This window comes from Bacillus sp. J14TS2 (genome assembly GCF_018333015.1).
Classification (GTDB): domain Bacteria; phylum Bacillota; class Bacilli; order Bacillales; family Bacillaceae_C; genus Lederbergia.
The window spans coordinates 168,178-187,773 of the sequence record NZ_BORE01000003.1; the positions used below are offsets into that span (position 1 = coordinate 168,178).

At 39.3% G+C, this 19,596-nt stretch carries 14 protein-coding genes and 1 pseudogene; 13 read left to right on the top strand and 2 right to left on the bottom strand.

Annotated elements, in window-relative coordinates:
• Window positions 1-15: 15 nt before the first annotated feature.
• The 9 genes and pseudogenes from KI375_RS05675 to manA form a co-directional block, all read left to right on the top strand.
• Window positions 16-993: pseudogene (locus KI375_RS05675) on the top strand (alpha-L-arabinofuranosidase C-terminal domain-containing protein); the annotation flags it as partial.
• 217 nt (window positions 994-1,210) lie between these two features.
• Window positions 1,211-1,747 (top strand): DUF4870 domain-containing protein, encoded by a 537-nt coding sequence (locus tag KI375_RS05680; RefSeq protein ID WP_212972561.1) that lies wholly within the window; start codon window positions 1,211-1,213, stop codon window positions 1,745-1,747.
• A gap of 317 nt (window positions 1,748-2,064) precedes the next feature.
• Window positions 2,065-3,117, top strand: a complete 1,053-nt coding sequence (locus tag KI375_RS05685) for an aldose epimerase family protein (RefSeq protein WP_212972562.1) — start codon at window positions 2,065-2,067, stop codon at window positions 3,115-3,117.
• Between the two features lie 182 nt (window positions 3,118-3,299).
• A complete protein-coding gene (locus KI375_RS05690) occupies window positions 3,300-4,274 on the top strand; it encodes an AAA family ATPase (protein WP_212972563.1) in 975 nt (324 codons plus the stop codon).
• Window positions 4,271-5,371, top strand: coding sequence for a DUF58 domain-containing protein (locus tag KI375_RS05695; RefSeq protein ID WP_212972564.1), 1,101 nt, complete (start codon window positions 4,271-4,273; stop codon window positions 5,369-5,371). The genes KI375_RS05690 and KI375_RS05695 overlap by 4 nt, the downstream gene beginning before the upstream one ends.
• A 21-nt stretch (window positions 5,372-5,392) precedes the next feature.
• A complete protein-coding gene (locus KI375_RS05700; RefSeq protein ID WP_212972565.1) occupies window positions 5,393-6,670 on the top strand; it encodes a DUF4129 domain-containing protein in 1,278 nt (425 codons plus the stop codon).
• Between the two features lie 60 nt (window positions 6,671-6,730).
• Entirely contained in the window at window positions 6,731-7,345 is a 615-nt protein-coding gene (locus KI375_RS05705; RefSeq protein WP_212972566.1) for an SGNH/GDSL hydrolase family protein, read from the top strand.
• 291 nt (window positions 7,346-7,636) lie between these two features.
• Window positions 7,637-8,050 carry a VanZ family protein gene (locus tag KI375_RS05710; protein ID WP_212972567.1) on the top strand — a complete coding sequence of 138 codons (414 nt, stop codon included), beginning with the start codon at window positions 7,637-7,639 and terminating at the stop codon, window positions 8,048-8,050.
• A 4-nt stretch (window positions 8,051-8,054) separates the two neighbouring features.
• Window positions 8,055-9,002 carry a mannose-6-phosphate isomerase, class I gene (gene manA, locus KI375_RS05715; protein ID WP_212972568.1) on the top strand — a complete coding sequence of 316 codons (948 nt, stop codon included), beginning with the start codon at window positions 8,055-8,057 and terminating at the stop codon, window positions 9,000-9,002.
• 245 nt (window positions 9,003-9,247) lie between these two features.
• On the opposite strand, the gene KI375_RS05720 is transcribed toward manA, so the two are convergent.
• Window positions 9,248-10,429, bottom strand: coding sequence for a M14 family zinc carboxypeptidase (locus KI375_RS05720; protein ID WP_212972569.1), 1,182 nt, complete (start codon window positions 10,427-10,429; stop codon window positions 9,248-9,250).
• A gap of 152 nt (window positions 10,430-10,581) precedes the next feature.
• Window positions 10,582-11,796: an ROK family transcriptional regulator gene (locus KI375_RS05725; RefSeq protein WP_212972570.1), complete on the bottom strand. Its 1,215-nt coding sequence runs from the start codon at window positions 11,794-11,796 to the stop codon at window positions 10,582-10,584.
• A 522-nt stretch (window positions 11,797-12,318) separates the two neighbouring features.
• On the opposite strand from KI375_RS05725, the gene KI375_RS05730 reads away from it, so the two are divergent.
• The 4 genes from KI375_RS05730 (at window position 12,319) to KI375_RS05745 (ending at window position 19,595) form a co-directional block, all read left to right on the top strand.
• Complete coding sequence (locus KI375_RS05730) at window positions 12,319-13,488, top strand: galactokinase (protein WP_212972571.1); 1,170 nt, start codon at window positions 12,319-12,321, stop codon at window positions 13,486-13,488.
• 51 nt (window positions 13,489-13,539) lie between these two features.
• Window positions 13,540-14,529: a UDP-glucose 4-epimerase GalE gene (gene galE / locus KI375_RS05735; RefSeq protein ID WP_212972572.1), complete on the top strand. Its 990-nt coding sequence runs from the start codon at window positions 13,540-13,542 to the stop codon at window positions 14,527-14,529.
• Window positions 14,530-14,805: 276 nt separating this feature from the next.
• Window positions 14,806-16,335 (top strand): UDP-glucose--hexose-1-phosphate uridylyltransferase, encoded by a 1,530-nt coding sequence (galT, locus tag KI375_RS05740; protein ID WP_212972573.1) that lies wholly within the window; start codon window positions 14,806-14,808, stop codon window positions 16,333-16,335.
• A 551-nt stretch (window positions 16,336-16,886) separates the two neighbouring features.
• Window positions 16,887-19,595: an alpha-mannosidase gene (locus KI375_RS05745; protein ID WP_212972574.1), complete on the top strand. Its 2,709-nt coding sequence runs from the start codon at window positions 16,887-16,889 to the stop codon at window positions 19,593-19,595.
• Window position 19,596: the final 1 nt, after the last annotated feature.

Consider the following 19,596-nt stretch of genomic DNA (forward strand, 5'->3'; position numbering starts at 1 on the left):
GGCAATGAATGGTTTAACGCAGTGGTCGAAGCGAGTTATATGATTGGCCTTGAAAGAAATGCAGATAAAGTGGCGTTAGCCTGCTATGCTCCAATGCTAGCAAATATTGATCATGTGAATTGGCGGCCAGATCTAGTTTGGTTTGATCAAGAAAAGGTATACGGTAGTCAAAATTATTATATTCAAAAATTTTTTATGGCAAACCAAGGAGTTCGCAATATTGGTTGGACAGCAAGCGATTTACCTGAAACAGAAGTATATGGTGAACCAACCATTCATGGTGGAATTGGATTTGCTGGCGATTTGGCGGATATTCGCTATGAAAATATGACGATTGTTGATCATGTAACTGGTGAGGTTACATCAATCCCAGACGGCACAATTTCTGCTAATGCTGTTACAATTTTAGCGAATATTGAGAGCACTCATTACACCATTACATTTGATTTCAAGAAAACTGGTGGTAAATGGGATAAAGGCTTTAGCTTATTATTTAGCCATCAGGATGATAAGAATACAATGTCTTGGTTATTAGGGGGCTGGCAAAATCAAGATTCAATTATTCGGAGTGTATGTGACAATCGGATTAGTGATTTAACGCAAACAATTTGGAGCGTTGAACAAGACAAGCTGTATCAATGCAAATTAACTGTGAAAGATCGCAATATTTCGGCGTGGATTGATGGTGAACTCTTCAATGAGATTGAAGCGAAGCTACCGCAGAAAGAAGGATTATATATTAATGCTGTTGAGGATGCTTCTGGAGCAAAAATCGTGAAGCTTGTAAATGTACGCGATGAGGCAATTACAGTTAATGTTGCCTGTGAAGCTGTACAAGCGGCAGTTTATACGATTTATGGTGAAAAGGGTGCATTCAACACGTTAGACAATCCTCGTGATTTTAATGAAAGCACCTATGAGATACAAGTAGAAAGTAATAGGCTGGACATTGAGGTGCCTGCACTTGGGGTGGCTTTTGTTACCTTAAAATAAAACGAAACTCCAATTATTGGGGTTTCCCTAATTCTATTTTTTACTGGTGATCATGCAGACAGTTAATTTGGGAGGGATTTTTAACTAGTAAAATAGAGGGAGAAAGATACATAGGTCTTTCAGTACGGGAAAGTTGTGTAGTTTTTTACTAAAATAAGAGTATTGCACTTTAATAAAAAGGTGAATATTCTTTATTTTAGGAGAAGGAGGGATTAGTATGAGTCAGGATCCAGAAAACCTGAATGAGGGAGACGAGAATCCAGAAAATCAGGGGTCAATCGATGGGAATGAAGTAAACCAAAACGAAGATGGAAGTAATGAACCACAAGAGAACATTGAAAATGCTGAAGAAACAAACAAAGCAGAAGACAGTCAAAATTCTCCAGGGGCGAATCTTTCTGCGAAAGAGTCTTCTCAACAATCTGAAAGCAATGCAAAAACATCAACCGGTTTGGATGAAAATATTGCAGCATTGATTTCGTACAGTGGTGGATTTGTGACAGGCATTATCTTTTTCTTTTTGGAAAAGGACAATAAATTTATCCGTTTTCATGCCTTGCAATCTACGATTTTAACGGTAGCATGGTTGATTATTAAAAATGTGTTGGACATTATCCCATTTATTGGTTGGTTACTCGTTCTTTTAGTGAATGGTATTGCATTGGCGATATGGATCGTTTGTATGGTGAAAGCTTACCAGAAACAAACCTTTAAACTTCCGGTTATTGGCGATTTAGCCGATCAATACAAATGATGGATTTATAGGCACAATACTAACCATTAGTGGTGGATGAAACAAACTAATGGCAGCCCACTTTATAGCTCCTTTCTAGTGCAATTATACGCTGACATCGTCTAACCTTTTGTGTACGGCCGGGAGCTATTTTTATTTAAGAGTGCTATAATATCTCAATGACCTTCTTTACCGCAAAAAAAGACGAAATATTTCCCTTTTTCCCTTTTTTTGGCAAATACTTTCAAAAAGATGTGACGATTCTTGTATTTCAAATTGACTGTTTGCTTAAGGAGGTCTATCATTTAGTATGTATAACTCAGGAAAGGCGGATGGATATGGAGGTAACAAAAAGTATATACGGTTATTTAGGAGACACACCCGTATATTCCTACACCATGAAAAATGCGCATGGCGTGGAAATCACTTGCATTGATTATGGTTGTATCATTACCAAAATGGTAACGCCGGATCGTGAAGGGCGCTTAGAGAATATTGTTCTCGGATATAATCAGCTTGATGAATATGTCCACGGGACTGGTAACTTTGGTTGTGTAGTAGGACGTGTAGCAGGAAGGATAAAAGATGCTACTTTTTCTCTAGACGAGAAGACGTACCATCTTGCCAAAAATAACAATGGCAATCACCTCCACGGTGGTGAAAAGGGTTTCGGGGAAGTCCTTTGGAATTCTTCCTATGAAGAAGATATTAATCAAGCTAAAGTACATTTTGCTTATTTTAGCCATGATGGAGATGAAGGCTATCCAGGAAATCTAGCAATGAAGGTAACCTATACTCTGACCAATGACAATGAATTTATGATCCATTATTCTGGTAAGTCAGACGCGAAAACAGTGCTCAATGTGACAAACCACTCATATTTTAATTTAAGTGGAGAACTAAAGAGAGATATTCTTGATCATACTCTAAAGATGGAAAGTGACCAATTTTTGGAATTAGATGAAGGATTAATCCCAACTGGCACAATTATGGATGTTGAAGGGACTGCTTTTGATTTTCGTGAAGGACAACCTATTAAAAATGGCGTAGTGTCGACTCATCCACAAAATCAACTTGTAGGTGGTGGGTATGATCATCCATTTATATTGAAAAATCATCATTGCGATGAAATTGTCCTTGCAGATCCTGAAAGTGGACGCACGCTTACGGTAGAGACAGATGAAGTAGGGGTTGTCGTTTATACAGCCAATCAATTGAAAGCAGAAGGAGAAATTTTGGGGGTTCCAGCCCGCAAACATTTGGGGATTTGCTTAGAAACTCAAGGCTTGCCAGATGCAGTGAATCAACCTGAATTCCCATCCTGGGTTTTAGAGAAAAATAAACCATTTTCATCTGTGACTAAATATTATTTTGGTCAACTTGAAAAATAAATAATAGATTTTGATTGAAACCGCCAATGAGTGGTTTCCCTTTCATAAATGAATGGTTCCGCTTACAAAGGAAAACGATTAACCATACATATATTTTTTACAAGGGCTAACCTGAATCAGCTATCATGCCAAAATCCGAAGACTGTTCGTGACATAAATGCGATTACTGAGGAGGAGAACAGATGGAACTGCTCACTATAAAAGAATTAGCGAATCAATTAAAGGAAAATGTCCAAAAAGTCATTGTGGGGAAAGATGAAACAATTGAATTACTGCTTGTGGCACTTATTTCATCAGGTCATGTTTTACTTGAGGATGTACCAGGAACGGGGAAGACATTAACGGCTAAAACATTGGCTAAGTCCTTGGCCTGTTCTTTTAAAAGGATCCAATTTACCCCCGATTTATTACCTTCTGACGTAACAGGGATTCATTTTTACAATCAGAAAATAGGAGAGTTTGAGTTTCGACCTGGTCCTATTTTCACAAATATTGTGCTGGCGGATGAAATCAATCGAGCTACTCCAAGGACGCAATCTAGTTTACTAGAGTGTATGGAGGAAAGGCAAACAACGATTGATGGAGAAACCCATCAGTTAGATCGACCTTTTATGGTAATTGCTACACAAAATCCGCTTGAAAGCCAAGGCACGTTCCCTTTACCTGAAGCACAATTGGATCGTTTTCTATTGAAGATCCATTTAGGTTATCCAACGAAAGAAGAAGGGCTTTCCATTCTAAAACGATTTAAAGAGAAGAATCCAGCCGAAGAGATTGAAGCTGTAGCAGACCGAGATATTATTTTGGAGGCTCAGCGCCTTTATCATCAAGTCCATGTGAGTGAAGATCTCTTTCAATACATAGTTGATATTATTGAGAAAACAAGATCACATGAACATATTGCTTTAGGGGTGAGCCCTCGTGGAAGCCAAGCCTTACTTAAAGCCGTACAAGCTTATGCAGCGATTAAGGGGAGAGAATACGTGATACCTGATGACATAAAGGCGGTAGTTAAGCCTGTTTTAGGGCATCGTATTATTTTAACTCAAATGAAACGAGTAGGAGAGAATCAAGCCTATCAAATTTTGGATGATATTTTACGAGAAATCCCCGTTCCTGCGGAGGAAAATATAGGAAAAGGCATTGTGTCAAAATGAATATTGCTTGGTTTATTGTCATGACGATTATCATTATCATTGGGCAAGTATTTGTATTTCACCGCTGGGGCCTTGCAAAGATCCGTTATCGCCGTTCCTTTAGTAAGCAGGCGGTTTTTACGGGTGAGAGCATTGAAATGGTAGATGAAATATCCAATAAAAAATTATTACCTGTACCATGGCTTCGATTAGAATCAAAAATTGATGCCAATCTTCAATTTCAGAAACGTTCTAATTTAGATAATGAAGTTCATGCTGGTGGCGATTTTCATCGAACACTCTTTAGTCTAATGCCTTATCAAAAAGTAAGAAGAAGACAAATGTTAACGTGTCAGAAGAGAGGGTATTATCGTTTTGAAACAGTCTCTTTGACAACCGGTGATATTTTTGGGTTTGGCCAAGTTTTTAAAAGCGTTCCCTCCAAAGCGGAAATTATCGTATATCCCAGTTTGATTTCTATGGACGATATTCCTTTGCCAACCCACAGTTGGTTAGGAGATGTAGTGGTACGTCGCTGGATCATGGAGGATCCATTTTTGATTGCGGGAGTTCGAGAGTATAGTCCGGGAGATCCATTGAATACAATTAATTGGAAGGCAACGGCAAAGTCGCAGGTATTGCAGGTTAGTCAAAAGGATTTTTCGGCAGATCATCATTTAATGATTTATGTGAATTTCAATCAGACGGAGGATATATGGAGACCGATTGTAGATGAGCCTTTGATGGAAAAGGCAATATCCTATGCGGCCTCAATTGCTCAATATGCATTGGATAATGGGATTGATACAGGCTTTGGCTGTAATAGTTATTTTAATGAAATGGATAAACAGTCGATCCATATTGATCCAGCAAATGGTGAGCAACATTTAATGTATTTACTAGAAACGATGGCGAAGTTAAAGATTGGTTCTAGTACTTATTTTGACTTTTTTCTAAAAGATGAAGTAGAGCGTGAAGTTGAGGGAACAGATATTTTAATCATTACCGTCCTCGTGACAGACAAAATGAGAGAATATATCAAGCAATTAGAAGCTCGTGGGAATTCTGTAGAAATCCTTGAATTAGAACCAGCAGAGCCACTAAAGCAAGCAAACTAACTGGGAGAGGAGTTGAGCATGATGAAGCAGCTAAGGACCTCCTTTTACTATGGTATCATTGAATTATTACTTACCTTTCCACTAGTCTTAATGGCAGGTGTGCTCCTCGTTGGAACGGAGAAACTATGGGGATGGCTCTTTAGTTTATGGGGCTTATTTTTTCTCGGGATTGTCCTGCGTGCTGTATGGCCGCAGAAGCAATGGTGGTTCTATATATTTATCGCTATTGTCCTTGGGCTTCTGCCTACATGGCTTTTTTCAGATCTATGGTATATCCAAGTATTGTTAGCGATTATTCAGGTTGTGTTGGTCTTTAGAGGATTGACTTATTTAGGGAATTCATCCGTGATACCACTTCTTTTTATGTGGTACGGCGGTTTGCTTATTTATTTTGTTAGTTATTTTCTGTTTCGCTATCAATCTCTTTTCCAACCATATCTAACCGTATTTTCCATTTGTGGTGTTGTCTTAGTTGGCATTATCTTATTCGTTTCCAATGATGAAACGTTAAAAGCTTCAACCTTATCTCAGGAGCAAAAACCTTTTATTAGTCGTACGATCCAGAGTCAAAATCGCTTTTTCTTGATAGGGACTCTGCTTGTGATTGTGGCGATTTCTAATCTTGGCAAGATTCGTGAATGGCTATGGGATGGTTTTAGGGCAATCATGGGATTGATCTTTAGAGAATCGACAGAAAAAGAAATTGAACCGATGCCAGAAGAGGGCGCTCCCTCCTCACCGATGTTGCCCGATCTTCCTGCTGAAGAAAAATCTGCCTTTCTCGAATTCCTGGACATGGTAATGACCTATATCGCGTATGTTGTGGTGGCTATTATCCTGCTTCTCGCTTTATTATTACTGTTCAAAAAAGTACGTCAACGTTTGCTACTGCTTTTTCGCAAATTCCTGAGTATGATCAAAAATCTTCTAAGTCGTTCATCAGAGGATTGGGAGACAGAGCAATATATTGATGAAAAAGAGAGTCTTTTTGATTGGCAAGAATGGAGAAGGGAACAACAGGCGAAAGCGAAGAATATAGTGTCGCGTTTATTCAATCGAGAAGTGCGTTATGAGTCGCTTACCAACAAAGAAAAAGCAAGATTCATTTATCGAAAGCTTGTCGAGCAACAGGCAAAGGATAAGGATCTTGTGGATTCGATGACGCCGCGTGAAGTGCTTAGTAGACTCAGTCATGAGCAAAACTTGGATTTAGTAAGAGAAGCTTATGAACAAGTAAGATATGGAGAGCAAGACGTAAAGGTACAAACCTTGCAAACGATTTATAAGTATATAAAGTGAGTTCTGTTATTAGAGATCAATATTGGCCTTATACTGTGGCAAAAAAAGGAGGAATGAAACATGGAGTATCCAGCTCGGATTCTATTTATTGGGGATAGTATTACGGATTCAGGGAGAAGGGAAGACCCGGACAAACTCGGTTTTGGTTATGTACGTCTTATCCATGACGAGCTTTTAGTCACGAATCCTGACAAGCAAATAGAAATATTAAATAAAGGAATTGGCGGCGACCGTATTACGAATTTGCAGGCAAGATGGCAAGAAGATGTCTTACGTGAACAACCTGACTATGTATCAATCTCCATCGGTATTAATGATGTTTGGCGCCAGTTAGATCAACAGCAAGTAGAGCAAGTATATCCTGATCAATATGAAAAAATTTATCATGAATTATGTGAGCAGACGAATGCTCGGCTCATTTTAATGGAGCCAACGATTATTGAAGAGAATCTGGAATCTGAAGGGAATCAGAAGCTGGTAGACTATGTTCAAATTGTGAGGAGACTTGCAAAGAAATACAATGCCATTCTTGTGCCAACCCATCAAGCTTTTCAAAACTACCTCCTTTCAGGAAATAGCCATAAGTTAACGACTGACGGAGTTCATATGAATTCAGCAGGCGATATGTTAATGGCAAAAACTTGGATGAAAGCTTGTGAATCTCTATGGGAATAGGGCTGTGTGAAAAGCAAGGAGCCAACTCAAATAGGGTTGGTTCCTTGAGGTTTTTTGACACATTTGCTAGAGCACATTATACTACATAGTGGTTGAACTTATTTTTATCCATTTTTTAGTGCGTGTTCAAAAGGACCAAGAAGTTCGAGGCGGTGCAGTTTCGAGCAGCGGAATGTATGCTTTTAAATACATGAGCAGCACAGAAACAAGCCAACGAAGAAATTCGCAGTGTCATTTTTACCGGACTTTTTGAACATCCTCTTTTAGAAATTTAACTGAAGGAATCGGTATATGAAAAAAAAGCATGTATGGCTTGGATTTGCAATTCTAGTTTGTATCGCCATTTTCGTGACAACGGCATTACCCGTATCAACAGGCGGTCAGACGAAGCTTCTAATTTTGCAGTTTTTGCCGATATCAGAGGAAGTAGCAGCTAATGTAAATTTTTTATTCCGAAAATTAGTCCATTTGACGGCATTTGGCTTTCTCGCTATTTTATTCTACAATAGTTTTGAGAAAAATAGATTTTTATGGGCATGGATAGTCACCACTGGTTATGCAGCAACAGATGAAATTCACCAAGCCTTCATTCCAGAGAGAACAGGTTCATTATGGGATGTAGGCTTGGATTCACTAGGTGCATTACTCGCTTTATTGACCCTGAAAGTTCTGAAAAAATATGTAGTGAGACGGAAGAAAGGATGACAGCATGATGGAACCTTTATTTTTACAACCTGTTTTTCAAGAAAGAATCTGGGGAGGTACTGCCCTTAAAACTCAATTTGGCTATGAGATCCCATCTGACCATACAGGAGAATGCTGGGCTATTTCTGCCCATCCAAATGGTCCTTCTATTATAAAAAATGGTCCATTTGCCGGTAAGACATTGATAGAACTTTGGGAAGAGCAACCTGAACTATTTGGAAACCATCCAACAAAGGTATTTCCGCTCCTAACCAAAATTTTAGATGCGAATACAGATTTATCTGTTCAAGTCCATCCAGATGATGAATATGCAAATGAGCATGAAAATGGTGAACTTGGAAAGACAGAATGCTGGTATATTATTGATTGTAAAGAGGGAGCAGAACTGATATATGGGCATACTGCAAAAACAAAAGAGGATTTCGCAAGTATGATTGAGAAGGATGAATGGGATCAGTTGCTTCGACGCGTGAAAATTAAACCAGGAGATTTCTTCTACGTGCCAAGTGGAACGATCCATGCTTTAGGAGAAGGAACACTCGTACTTGAAACACAGCAAAGTTCTGATACCACATATCGCTTATACGATTATGGGCGAATTGGCCAAGATGGGAAGACACGTGAACTACATATTGATCAGTCGATTGCTGTAGCTACGATTCCGCATAAAAATGCAGATGTTCAAGAAGCGATTAGTAAAGTACCTGGAGCAGAAATTACAACTTTTGTTGAAGCAGAGTATTTTACAGTCTATAAATGGGAAGTTGATGGAAAAGCTACCTTTGAACAAGACAAGCCATTCATGCTTGTTAGTGTCATTGATGGTGAAGCAGACATGCTGGTGGATGGTCAATTCTATCCAATTCAAAAAGGTGACCACTTTATTTTACCTGATGAAGTAGGTGCTATTGAAATGGATGGAGAGGCAAAATTAATTGTTTCGCATGTTTAATAGAAAACATTGTGGAAGAGGCTGACCAATAAGTCTTCAACAACGAAACGAAGGGGAAATGAATGACTCTCTCTTCGTTTTTATTGTTGACTACATTTTAAGAAAATCGCCAAAAACGGCGACAAGCCTGTGGGAGCAGCATCAGCTGAAGCTACTCCGGAGGCAAAGGAGCCTTTTTGGCGATTTTTCGATTTTTTGGATAGCCCCTTCTGAATATCGCAAAAGATCGAAGTAGTCCTGTAAGTCTATCTTAGCGCTCTCACTAAAAGAGGTTTCATATCCGTATAAATTTCATCGAACTGGGAAATAGGGAGCGGATTTTGCCCCATCCCCAACTCGATCGTAAAACCTGGTTTGCGGAATTCTTGGATAAACCAATCCTTGTAACCTACAAAACTATCAACATATTGAACAGCCTCATAGCCACTTGCTACAGCAAAATCTTGTGCAAGTATAACGGATTCAGCAGGTTCTAATCCTTCATATCCCCAATAAATTTCTTTTCCTTGTGTGTGTAAGGAGAGAAGGCGATCAAATCCTTCTTGTAGAGCTAGCCGAGCCATGGCTTTCGTTTCTGGTTCACTGATCGGCGTATCCCCTTGAAAATCACGAGGACCAGGCTTTGTTGGTTTTCTTTTCTTCTCAAGATTCCAGTTTGCTGGGAATTGTTTATTCAAATCTACCCCGCAAATATTTGCTTTCCAACCAGAGAAGTCGATATTACCATTATTCAGGTCAACTAAATTATCTTGCAAATCTATAGGGGGACCATTCAAAACCAAATTTACTCCATCTGGATTGACCATCGGAATAGCGAAAAGCTGTGATTGTTCATAAAGAGTGAGGGCTTGAACCCCATTGATCTTTTGGCCATCTACGAGAGCCCGTAAATAATCGTTTAAAAATTGCATAAATATACAGGTTGTGATCCATTCATTTGCATGGAAAGAGGCGTTAATCTGTACTTTTCTTTCTCCTTTTCCGATCTGCAGCCCATATAAGGGTTTTTTTAGAACACTGTTCCCTACCTGATGGTTTCGTATAAATGGATAATGATCCAATAGAGATTTAATATCCATCTGGAGTTGGGTAAAATCATAATGAGCTTTTGGATCAACTATATTTTGGCTGATACGTAAAGGAATATGTACTTTTTCACCTGGTGAAAGATGATGGAGATCCATTGACTGGTTGACAAGGAGTAAAGCATCCTCTTTAAGTTGATGTCCATTTGCAAGTTTTGATAGCGTATCACCGTAGCGAATGATATATGTGCTTGTTGTATAGCCGGGAATATATACGGTTTCCCCAATTTGGAGCTGCTCGGTATTTCTTTTTTTATTGGAATCGGCGATAAGGACAAGGGGAATCGAAAACAATTGTCCATAATATTCGAGTGTATCTCCTGAACGAACCTGTATTTTCATAAGTCTTCCCTCCACATACATTCATCATATTAGGTGTATGAAACAAATTATAAAACATGACAGGAAGATATGGAACCAATTGCCGCCCAATTTAAATGAATATCGTTCCAAGTAAGGCGGCATCTTCCTTGCCGCTTGGCTCCTGTTTTCTTCTACTCGCGCTCTAACGGAAAGTCTCCTGCAAATATATCTTCTAAAACTAAAGCAGCCGCTCCATTAGCTGTTGCAAAAATCCCTTGTTTTGAACAGGTAATTTCCGTATCTCTAGCTTGTTTAGTTAGTGCTTTATTTGCGATCGTTTCTTTTATTTTTGGCATGATAAACGATTCAGCCTGAGCAACACCACCACCAATAATTATTTTAGTCGGGTTCAAAATGTGAATAAGATTAGTCAAGCCAACTCCAATATAGATCCCCGTTTTTTCTAAAATCTCCAAAGCTAATGGATCTTTTGCCAAAGCTGCTTCATACACTAACTTTCCATCTATGTTTACGCCATTGTTTGCTGCTAAATTTTTAATAATTGTATCCCGTCCTTGTTGAATCTGGTGTTGGGCTTCTCTTCCAATCGCTGGACCGGAAATAAGGGTTTCCCAACATCCATGATTTCCACAGGAACATAGTTTTCCATGAATATCAATCGTCATATGACCAATTTCCCCAGCAAGATCATGTTCGCCATGAAACAACTTTCCGTTCAAGATAACCCCGGCACCAACTCCATGTCCTATATTGAGGACCGCCATATTATCATGATTCTTCTCGTTAGCGAACCAATATTCACCAAAAGCCATTGCGCGTACATCATTATCTACTTTGACATGTAGATCGAATCTCTTTTCCAGTTCATCCTTCAAAGGGATATCATGCAAATTTAATCCAGGTGCATAGATACTAACACCAGTTTTCACATCAACGACCCCGTGCATACCAATTCCGATTCCGATTAGCTCTTTTTCCTTATGTGGAAGAATGAGTTTCATGATCGTATTCTCAATCAATTTTAGCAAGGAATCCTTGGAAATTGATAAAGGGATAGGGACTTCTATCTGTTCAATCATTACTCCCGATAAATCTATAAGCACAGCCCGAATCACCGTTGTCCCAACATCAAGGCCAATAATATGGTAATGAGCTTGATCAATTACCAATAGGGTTGGCTTTCTGCCGCCGACAGATTGCCCCTGTTCACTTTCGATGACAAGGCCTGAGGTAATAAGTTCATTCACAAGACTGCTGACGGTTGGTGGCGTTAAATTTGTTTGTTTGGCAATGGTGGCTCGGGAAATAGGGCCATCAGTACGAATTTTATTTAAAATAATCGTGCGATTTAATGATTTCATCCATTTAAAACTGCCTTTTTTCATTATGACAAATCCTTTCTTCTATTTAGGAGATAATAGAGAGATCCAAGCCATAGAGGAGATATTTTTCTTAAAAAGATAAGAGAGAAAATGTAGTTATTGTTTTGATCAAGCTCCAGCGCCTAGCCCCGAGTTCATCGGCGTTACGACGTACAGGATGTTAGCTCTTCTTTCTAGATCAAGGCGCTTGCGTTTTTGTTCTTGTTAAGGAAATTATAAAATTCTTGGCTTGTGGATAACTAGCTTATGTTGCGGTTCGGCATCCAGCTCCAGCGCCCAGCGACTAGCAAACTTTCAGCTTCTTCCTACGATAAGTCAACATCCATTCGCTTTCCAAGCTCATGGTGTTTCCTTTATCTCGTCAGAAGCTTAAAAAGTTTGTACGTCGCTAAACGGGCGCTTGCGCTTTTGTTCTGATAATTAGTCATTGCAAAAATGTTATTTTTATAATAACATATAAAGTAAGTTAAATTAATTAATTAAGTTTCTGGAGATTAAATCTTATAAAACAAAGAGGTGACCAAATTGGAAAATCTAGAGAAGTTAACAAAGGAATTTGAAAAGGTATACGGTGACAGCAAAAATGCGCGCGTTTTCTTTGCGCCAGGACGTGTCAATTTAATTGGTGAGCATACAGACTATAACGGCGGCCATGTTTTTCCTTGTGCGTTAGATGTGGGTACAACTATTTTAGTGAAAAAAAGAGAGGTGCAGACGCTAAGATTTTACTCGATGAATTTTGCGGAAAAGGGCGTCGTAGAAGTGAATGTAGATGATCTCATTTATAAGAAAAGCGATGATTGGGTTAATTATCCAAAAGGTGTGATCGATATATTCCAGAAGGCAGGTCATAAGCTTTCACATGGCTTGGATATCTTGTATTATGGCGATATTCCGAATAGTGCCGGTCTTTCTTCTTCTGCATCGCTTGAACTTGTTACGTCGGTTATGATCAATGAGTTATTCGATTTTCAAGTAGAGATGCTTGATATGGTGAAGTACTCGCAAAAGGCAGAAAATGAATTTGTTGGTGTGAATTGTGGGATTATGGATCAATTTGCAAGTGGAATGGGGAAGAAGGATCATGCGGTTCTCTTAGATTGTCAGACACTTGAATATCATTATACCCCGATCCATTTAGAGGATTATGCTTTAGTCATAGCCAATACAAATAAAAGCCGTGGTTTAGCGGACTCCAAATATAATGAACGTCGCGCGGAATGTGAACGGGCTTTGAAACAATTGCAAAAGGAATTGGATATTCAATCTCTAGGGGATTTAACCGTAGATGAATTTGAAGCTCATAAATACTTAATCGATAATGAAACAGACCGTAAACGTGCGAAACATGCTGTTTCCGAAAATGCTCGTACCCTAGTGGCTGTCGATAAATTAAAAGATGGAGATCTTACGGCTTTTGGGAAATTAATGAGTGCATCGCATCTATCATTACGCGATGACTATGAAGTAACGGGAAAAGAATTAGATACGCTTGTAGAAGCAGCTTGGAATGAAGATGCCTTAGGAGCAAGGATGACTGGAGCGGGGTTCGGTGGCTGCACCATCAATCTCGTAAAAAAAACGCATCTTGATTCCTTCATCCAAAACGTAAGTGCAAGCTATGAAGAAGCAACAGGAATCAAGGCAGACTTCTACACTGTGGCAATTGGTGACGGTGCAAGAGAACTACGATGACAGGTACGACTTGAATAATGGCGAAGGTTATTTAATGGGAGGGAAAAATAGATGGCGATTTTAGTGTGTGGTGGTGCAGGCTATATTGGGAGCCATGCGGTGGCACAGGTGCTGGCGCAGGGTGAAGATGTAGTTGTAGTCGATAATTTGCAGAAGGGGCATCAGGAAGCTTTACTAGATGGGGCAAAGTTTTATGAAGGGGATATAAGAGATTTGCCCTTTTTAGATAAAGTTTTTTCGGAAAATAAGATTGATGCTGTGATGCATTTTGCAGCTAATTCACTTGTAGGGGAAAGTGTGCAAATCCCGCTTGACTATTATGATAATAATGTTGGCGGAGCAATGGCCTTATTACAAGCCATGAAAAAGCATCAAGTTAATAAAATTGTTTTTTCTTCAACAGCAGCGGTCTTTGGGGAACCTACGGAAATTCCGATTCCTGAAACGGCAGTGACAGATCCAACAAATCCTTATGGAGAAACAAAATTGTCGATAGAGAAAATGTTGAAGTGGACAGAAGCGGCTCATGGTATTCACTATGTTGTTTTACGCTACTTTAACGTTGCGGGTGCTCATCCAAATGGCATTGTTGGAGAAGATCATGATCCTGAGACTCATCTCATCCCGATTATTTTACAAGTAGCACTTGGCAAACGAGAGGAAATTTCTATTTTCGGTGAGGACTATGATACCGCGGATGGCACCTGTATTCGTGACTATATCCATGTTATGGACCTTGTTGATGCCCATCTCTTAGCCATTGAGAAATTACGTAAAACAGGGGAAAGCGGTACTTATAATTTAGGAAATGGCAATGGCTTTAGTGTAAAAGAAGTGATTGAAGCGGCTCGAAAAGTGACGGAGAAAGAAATTCCGGCTGTTGTTGCTCCAAGACGTGCTGGTGATCCGGCAAGACTCGTTGCCTCTTCTGCAAAAGCCCAAAAGGAACTGGGATGGAAGCCACAGCATGCTTCATTAGAATCGATGATCCGAAGTGCATGGGATTGGTTTGTTAAACATCCTAATGGCTACGAGAAATAAACATTTGTAAGCGAATGGAATAAGGCTGGGCATAATTTAAAACGTTAACCTCCAAGGACGAACAAGTGCATTCTCTTAGCAGGAGGAAATATATGTGGACTCCTGTGGGAAGTGAGGAAGCTCACCGCACGCCCCCCGGAAAGCGAAGTATATTTCCGAAGCGGGAGTACATGTACCTATTGGTTTGTTTTTCTTCTTGGAGAAAAATACTTATGTCCCAGTCTCTTATTCATTTATTGTTAAATAAGTAATGTGGTAATAAAGAGGAGGCAGCGTATGAATATTTATTCCGCGTTAGAACAGCTAGTCCAGTATGGTTTACAGAAACAGCTAATTGAAAAATGGGATGTTGACTTTGTGCGTAATCAGTTACTGCAAGCCCTTGATTTAGAGGATTGGGACTTGCCTATCATGACAACAGGGACAAAGCCGAGCGAGGCATCTCCTGTCGATATATTGGCAACTATTTTAGATTGGGCTGCTGAAAATGGCCGCTTAGAGCATAACACAGTCACATTTCGAGATTTGTTGGATACTAAATTAATGGGCACTTTAATCGCCAGACCTTCAAGCATTATTGATAAATTCTATTCAATTTATAAAGAAGAAGGACCGCAAAGAGCAACTGAATACTTTTATCAATTGGCGAAGGATTCTCACTATATTCGAACAGATCGAATTGCAAAAAATGAACATTGGTTTTCACCAACACCTTATGGGGATTTAGAAATTACGATTAATTTATCGAAGCCAGAAAAAGACCCGATTGCGATTTCAGCAGAAAAAACAAAAAAGACATTCAGTTATCCAAAATGCTTGCTATGTAAAGAAAACACCGGATATTCGGGGCGAGTGGATCATCCTGCACGGCAAAATCATCGCATTATTCCTGTAGAATTAGAAGGAGAACAATGGTATTTACAATTTTCTCCTTACGTTTATTATAACGAGCATGCGATCGTTTTCTCTGGAGAACATGTTCCTATGAAAATATCTAAAAAAGGTTTTCATCGTTTATTAGCCTTTGTTGAACAGTTCCCACATTATTTTGTTGGGTCCAATGCTGATTTGCCAATTGTCGGTGGCTCGATTTTAAGTCATGATCACTTCCAGGGTGGGAACCATATTTTCCCGATGGCGAAGGCGGAAATGGAATACACGTTTTCTTTTGAAGGCTATGAAGAAGTAGAAGCGGGGATTGTACGCTGGCCCATGTCTGTTATTCGTTTAAGAGGCAAAGATCGTCAGCAACTAGCAGAATTAGCTCATTATATTTTGAGACGCTGGCAAGATTACAGTGATCCCACTGTGGATATCATAGCATCAACCGACGGAGTTCCTCATAATACGATTACACCGATTGTTCGTCGCTCTGGTGAAAACTATGAATTTGATCTTGTGTTACGTAATAATCGAACAAGTGAACAGCACCCATTAGGGATTTTTCATCCACATGCAGAAGTTCACCATATCAAGAAGGAAAACATTGGCTTAATTGAAGTAATGGGTCTTGCTGTTCTTCCAGGCCGCTTAAAGGATGAGCTTCAACGAGTGGGCGAATATCTTCTTCAACCAAACTATGAAGAGAAATTAAAGACAGATGAGATGACAGAGAAACATGCTGACTGGGCCTGTCAGATTAGAGCAAATTATTCAGAACTAAGTCAAGACAATGTACAGTCTATCCTCCAAGAAGAAGTGGGCCATGTTTTCTCAACTGTATTAGAACATGCCGGCGTATTCAAAAGGACCCAAGAAGGAAAAGCAGCCTTTCAGACCTTTATTCATACGATTAATAAAGATTAGAAGTCAGCCGTGGGCTGACTTTTTTTCGTTGTTAAAGAAACTATAAAATTCTTGGCTTGTGGATAAGTTGTAATTTTGAGTTTTGTCGTCTAGCTCCAGGCGCCATCGGCTCGAGGTCAAATAACCTGAGACAATGAAAGGCAAAGAACGCCTTTCTTTGTCTCAGAACATTTGCTTGTCACCGATAGGCGGGCGCCTTGCGCTTTTCTTGTTCCTGGCACGCCCCGAATTGTGTCGAATTGCAGTGTGTTGATTATGTTTAGAAAAGCTGAAAAAATGATATGGAAGAGTTCGAGGGGATTGACTTTTTTTTTATAGATTACTAATGTATAGTTGTATGATTAACAAGTATGAAAGATAGGGAATTTTCGGGGGTGTTTGACAGCGGTTTCTGTAAGTACCCATAAAGTGACCTGCGTCCTGCAGGCCAGACATACGGGCAGTGTATCCCTCTACGCTTCTCCGTATCTTCTAGAGCCTTGAGGTGAGGGGATTACTGCCCGTTAATGCGGGATAAATTAGCGTGATGACTAGAAAGGATTGTGAACAACATGGCAAACACAACAGCACATATTATTTCTCATTCACATTGGGATCGTGAATGGTATCTGCCTTTTGAGAAACATCGTTTTTATTTAGTGAAATTAATGGATGCTTTATTGGAGAAATTAGAAAATGATCCTGATTATAAAAGCTTTCATTTAGATGGGCAAACTATTGCATTGGACGATTATTTGGAAGTCCGTCCGGAAAAATTTGAACTGGTAAAAAAGTATATTCAAGAAAAGAGAATCATCATTGGACCTTGGTATATTTTACAAGATGCTTTTCTAACAAGTGCAGAAGCCAATGTACGTAATTTAGTGATTGGGATTAATGAAACGAAGAAATATGGTCCTTATTCAAAGCTTGGCTATTTCCCAGATACATTCGGTATCTATGGACAAGCTCCGCAAATGCTCAACCAGGCTGGCATTGATACAGCTGCATTTGGCCGTGGAGTTAAACCAACTGGCTTTAATAACATGGTCAGTGATTCGGAAAACTTTGAATCTCCTTATTCTGAATTAGAATGGCAATCTCCTGATGGTTCAAGTGTTTTAGGTGTATTGTTTGCCAATTGGTATTCAAACGGGAATGAAATTCCGGCTTCAGAGGAAGAAGCAAAGAAATTCTGGGAGCAAAAACTAGCAGATTCGAAAAAATATGCATCAACACCGCATCTACTTTACATGAACGGCTGTGATCACCAGCCATTACAAAAGGATCTCCCAGAAGCAATTAAATTAGCTAATGAATTGTATCCAGATATCGAATTTAAGCATTCGAATTTTGAAGAATATATGGAAGCCGTCAAAAACAATCTTCCGGAACAGCTTCAAACCGTAAAAGGGGAATTGCGTAACCAACGTACAGACGGTTGGTCTACTTTAGTGAATACTGCTTCAGCTCGTATTTATTTAAAACAAATGAATCAATCTGCCCAAACGAAGCTGGAACGATTACTAGAACCATTAGCGACATTCGCTTATATGAATGGGGAAGAATATCCAGAAGATTATCTGCGTTTTGCTTGGAAGCAATTGATGCAAAATCATCCACATGATAGTATTTGTGGTTGTTCGATTGATGAAGTTCATGAAGAAATGGTAACTCGATTTAAAAAAGTAGATCAGATGGCTGATAAGCTTATTGAGGAACAATCAGAAAAATTAGCGGCGAAAATCAATACGACCGCACCCGCTGGATTTGATAAAGCCATTCCGTTGATCGTCATGAATACAGCTGGCTATAAGCGTCATACTACTGTTGAAAAAGTAATTGATTTTGAAAAAGTTTATTTTGGAGAAATGCCTTTACAGGAAATTCATGGGCATTTGAAAAATAAGGCTCTACCAAAATTGGCCATTGTGAATGAAAAAGGGGAAGAAATTCCTGCAACCATTGAAGACCTAGGCGCTACATTTGGATATGATTTGCCTGACGATAAATTTAGGCAGCCACATTATGCGAAAAAAGTAAAACTAACATTTGCGACAGAGGAACTTGCAGAACTTGGTTATGCTACTTATTTCCTTGTAGAAAAAGAATCAACCATTTCACTACAACCAATCGCTAAAGACGGTAACGTACTTGAAAATGACTATCTGCGTGTAGATGTTCACGAGGATGGAACGTATAATGTTCTGGATAAAGTAACAGGGCATGAATTACAAAATGTAGGAAGTTATGAAGACACAAGTGATATTGGCAATGAGTATATGTTTAAAAAAGCAACTGGAGAAAAAGCTTATACTACAAAAGGCTTGCAGGCAAACGTAAAAATTGTCGAAAACAATGCTTCAAGAGGAAGAATTGAGATCACTCATCAATTTAACATACCTGCAGCAGCTCATGAAGAATTAGAGGACTTGAAGGATCGGGTTGTATGGCATAAAGATCGGGAAGCTAGACGATCAGATGAAATGACTACACTTGAATTGAAAACCATTCTGACACTAGATAAACAAGCAAAAGGGGTTGCCGTAAAATTAGCATTCAATAATACAGCGAAAGACCATCGGCTTCGGGTTGTCTATCCAACTGATTTTGCGACCAATCACCATTTAGCGGAAAGTGCTTTTGAAATCGCAGAAAGACCAAATAAGCCAGAGCTAGAATGGAGTAATCCAAGTTTTGATCATCATCAACATTCTTTCGCGTCTTTATCAGATGGGAAAAATGGGCTGACTGTTGCGACAAAAGGTTTGCAAGAATATGAAATTGTGGAAGACAATACTACACTAGCCATTACGGTATTACGTGCTGTATCTGAACTTGGTGACTGGGGATACTTCCCAACGCCTGAGGCACAATGCCTAGGAGAGCAAACAGCGGAATGGTATGTGATTCCTCATGCTGGTGATGCGATTTCCGCAAAAGCTTATGAGTCGGCTTCTGACTTCCAAATTCCATCTGTATGTGTACAAACAGACTCACATGATGGAGAGCTAACACCGAATGGCCAATTCATGCAATGGGAAAGCAATGGGCTAGTCTTAACGAGCGTAAAAAGAGGAGAAACAAGTGAGGATCTTTTCTTAAGGGTATATAATCCTTCTCAACAAGACAAAGTACTAACCATTCATCATCCTGATCATGTAAACTACTACGAGAGTAATCTAATTGAAGAGAAAATCGAAACGATTGGGGAAAACTGCCAAGAGCGACCAGTCGGTGCTTACAAAATTATGACTGTGGGTATGGAAGGAGTTAATTAAT